Source organism: Martelella sp., assembly GCF_984369615.1.
In genome coordinates, this window is the sequence record NZ_CFHTCS010000407.1 from 1 (window position 1) to 3695 (window position 3695).

Here is a 3695-nt window from a genome sequence, read left to right on the forward strand (position 1 = left end):
TGATGAGGATGGATTTGAGGTCTTGGCGCTTGGGCATGGGCGGTATCCGTCGTTTTATTCTGCATCAAAAACCGACACGGAAAACCGGGCCGGGTGCGGGACGTCAGAAGGTTTAGGCTAGGAGGGCCTTATAGGGAAGTTGCGGGGCGAACGGAACCCCGAAAATGACGCGATCACACAGCCGTCAACGGCAATGTCTTGATGATAATCGTCAGGCCGGATGTGAACCTTTTCCTCACATGTTGCGTTATGCTCTCAAACGGGGAGTTAACAATGTTTGAATATCTGCCGCTTTTCGCTTTTCAGACCGTGTTCGCCGCCGCCGGGCTGACCATACTCTATCGGATGGTGGGCGGTCGGCTTTCCGCCGCGCCGGCCTATTTGCAACGCAAGCCCTCCGCTCACGATCGCCGGAGGCTGTCCGCCCGGCGATGAGCCACGGCGGGAAACGCCTGTGCCGCAAATAGAGCGAGGCGCCTGTCTGCCGACCCCATGGCAGGGTCAGCGTCGATCCGCCGTCAGGCGCGCGGCCTCGGTGTCCGGCAACGCCGAACGGCTATAGGTGAAGGTTCCTTTGTTCAGCACTTCCTCGGCCGCCTGCCGGAGCGCGCCGAGTGCCGCCCGCGCAAAGGAGCCGCCGACGCTGACGCGACGGACGCCGGCCCGCGACAATGCGTCGACCGAAAAGACCGGGCCGCTGAGCCCCATGACGACATTTACCGGCCTGCTCACCGCGTCGCAGACTGTCTTGATGGCATCGAGATCGGGAAGCCCGGGCGCATAGAGCACGTCGGCGCCGGCCCGTTCGAAAGCCTGCAATCGTCTGATGGTATCGTCGAGGTCAGGCCGTCCCCACAGAAAATTCTCCGCGCGTGCGGTCAGCAGAAAGGGCAGGTCCCTGACGGCTTCGGCGGCTGCGCGCACGCGCTCGACGGCCGGCTCGAAAGCGTAGATCGGGTCGTCGCTCCGGCCTGTCGCGTCCTCGATCGAGCCGCCCGCAAGACCCGTCGCGGCGGCAAGTCTGACGGTGTTCGCGCAATCCTCCGGCAGGTCGCCAAAACCGTTCTCCAGATCGGTGGATACCGGCAGGTCTGTTGCCTCGACAATGGCGCGGGCGTTTTCAAGAACCTCCTCGCGCGTCAGCGCCGCAGCCGAGTCGCGTTTTCCAAGCGAAAAGGCAAGCCCCGCGCTGGTCGTCGCCAGAGCGCCGAAGCCCAGATTGGCAAGCATCTTCGCGCTTCCCGCGTCCCACGGGTTCGGCATGACGAATGCGCCCTCCGCTTCATGCAAGGCTTTGAACGCCGCATATTTTTCGGTCTGAGAGGTCATGATTTCACACCTTTCTGGAACATAAAGGGAACGATAATCGATGTCGCGCGGCAGGGCAAGCGCGGCCAGCCTGTTCGTTTGCCGGATTGAACAAAGGTCCGGCTGGCGCGTTGCCTGAACAACACGGAGAGCAGAATGAATTTTGAAGACCTGTCGCTCGTCTGGCTGGTGGCGATCTTCGCCGGCTCCGGTCTCATTATCCTGGCATGCGGCGTGAGGATCACCGATGTGGCCGACCGCATCGCCGACCGCACCGGCCTCGGCGAGGCGCTGATCGGGGGCCTGCTCCTGGGGGCGGCCACCTCGCTGTCCGGCACGGTGGTGTCGGTCACGACAGCGTTCGAGGGCAGGGCGTCGCTCAGCTTTTCCAACGCCGTGGGCGGCATTGCCGCGCAGACGGCCTTTCTGGCGCTCGCCGACATGATCTATCGCCGCGTCAATCTGGAACATGCGGCGGCCGACCTTTCCAATCTCTTCCAGGGCGCGCTTCTGGTGCTGCTGTTGTCCATCCCGCTGATCGCCTATGTCTCGCCCGATATTTCCTTTTTCGCGGTCAGCCCGTTTTCGCTCATTCTGTTCGGTATCTATATCGCCGGCGTCGTCGCTTCCAAGCGGGTGCGGGACGACCCGATGTGGCGGCCGGTCGGCACACGCGAGACCCGCACCGACACGCCGGACGAGGACAAGCAGGATGCGCGCGGCAATGTCACGATCTTCGCCGTTTTCGGCGCGCTGATGCTGCTGATGGGCATTGCCGGCTACGCCATTTCTGGCGTTGCCGGCGTGCTGACGGACCGATACGGCATTTCCGCCTCGGTCGTCGGCGCGCTGATGACGGCGGTGGTCACCTCGCTGCCGGAACTCGTGACGACCCTTGCCGCCGTCCGCCGCGGGGCGCTGCAGCTTGCCGTCGGCGGCATCATCGGCGGCAACACCTTTGATACGCTGTTCCTGACGCTTTCCGATGTCGCCTATCGGGATGGCTCGCTCTACCAGGCGATCGGCAAGGATGACCTGATCTGGCTTGCTGTCGGCCTCTCGGCAACCGCGATCCTGCTGCTCGGCCTGATCGTGCGGCAGAAGGCGGGGCCTGGCCGGATCGGCTTCGAGAGCGCCGGCATTCTTGCCCTTTATGCGGGGGCGGTGGCGCTGACCGTTTCCTGACGCCTGAGCGTTCTTGAATGCGGGCGGCGATCCGCATGGTTCGCTCCTGCGTAAACACTTGTATGCCGTCCCGCCCGAAGCCATCTAGACCGGATCGCCCGGTCTCTTTCAGGAGTTTCCCATGCTTTTGGTTCATTATCTCGAAGATTCCCGCGCCCACCGTATTTTGTGGCTGCTGGAGGAACTCGGGGTCGAATACGAGATCAAGACCTACAAGCGCGGCGAGGATATGAGCGCGCCGGAGAGCCTGAAGAAGGTGCATCCGCTCGGCAAATCGCCGGTGATCGAGGATGACGGGACGATCATCGCCGAGAGTGCCGCGATCGTCGAATATCTGATCGATAAATACGGCGCCGACAGCGGGCTTCGTCCGGCGCCCGGAACCGATGCGGCGCTGCGCTACCGCTACTGGCTGCATTATTCGGAAGGCTCGGCCATGCCGATCCTGGTGATGAAGCTCGTCTTCCAGAAGATCCCGGAGCAGGGTCCGAAGCTCGCGCGGCCGCTGCTGAAGGCGATCTCCAACGGCGTAATGAAGAAGCTCACCGATCCGCAACTGAAAACCCACGGCGCATTCTGGGAGGCCGAGCTTCAGCGCGATGGCTGGTTCGCAGGCAAGGATTTCACCGCCGCCGACATCATGATGAGCTTTCCGGTGGAGGTCGGCATGGAGCGCATTCCCTTCGACCAGCGCCCGCAGGCGCTTCTCGACTATCTCGTTGCCATCCACGCCCGTCCGGCCTACCGCCACGCCCTGCAACGCGGCGGGGCCTATCGCTATGGGGGCAATCCGATCTCGTGATGGCCCGTCATTGCGCCGAGGGTTGCGCGGACTTGTGATCGAACGTGAAGAATTCGGGGCAGGTTTGTGCCTCTTTGGCCGCCCCTCACACTGGCAATTGCCTAAAAATCAGGCTAGAGAAACTGGCCGCCGGAGCCCCGCTATTGTCTGGCCCCGGCGTGTCAGCCTCTGGTGAAATCATGTCTGTCACAATGCCTCCTGCGTCCGCAGCCGGTCATTCGTGGTTGTCCCATTTCCGGGAAACCTTTGCCCTCGGCATCCCCCTCATCGGCGCACAGCTTGCCCAGCAGGGCATCAATGCCACCGATATTTTCATTCTTGGACAATTGAGCGCGCTGGATCTCGCGGCGGCTGTCCTTGCAACCCAGTATTACTTTACGATCTTCATCTTCAGATCGGA

At 62.5% G+C, this 3695-nt stretch carries 4 protein-coding genes and 1 pseudogene; 4 read left to right on the forward strand and 1 reads right to left on the reverse strand.

Annotated features, from left to right (window positions below):
- Positions 1-273 precede the first annotated feature (273 nt).
- A complete protein-coding gene (locus AC5DC2_RS21210) occupies positions 274-435 on the forward strand; it encodes a hypothetical protein (protein WP_491699921.1) in 162 nt (53 codons plus the stop codon).
- A gap of 66 nt (positions 436-501) precedes the next feature.
- Here AC5DC2_RS21210 and AC5DC2_RS21215 read toward each other — a convergent pair whose 3' ends face one another.
- On the reverse strand, positions 502-1329 hold the full coding sequence (locus AC5DC2_RS21215) for an isocitrate lyase/PEP mutase family protein (RefSeq protein WP_491699922.1): 828 nt from the start codon (positions 1327-1329) through the stop codon (positions 502-504).
- A 135-nt stretch (positions 1330-1464) separates the two neighbouring features.
- On the opposite strand from AC5DC2_RS21215, the gene AC5DC2_RS21220 reads away from it, so the two are divergent.
- The 3 genes and pseudogenes from AC5DC2_RS21220 to AC5DC2_RS21230 all read left to right on the forward strand — a co-directional run.
- On the forward strand, positions 1465-2493 hold the full coding sequence (locus AC5DC2_RS21220; RefSeq protein ID WP_491699923.1) for a sodium:calcium antiporter: 1029 nt from the start codon (positions 1465-1467) through the stop codon (positions 2491-2493).
- Between the two features lie 121 nt (positions 2494-2614).
- Complete coding sequence (locus AC5DC2_RS21225) at positions 2615-3295, forward strand: glutathione S-transferase (protein ID WP_491699924.1); 681 nt, start codon at positions 2615-2617, stop codon at positions 3293-3295.
- A 179-nt stretch (positions 3296-3474) separates the two neighbouring features.
- A pseudogene (locus AC5DC2_RS21230) lies at positions 3475-3695 on the forward strand (MATE family efflux transporter); the annotation flags it as partial.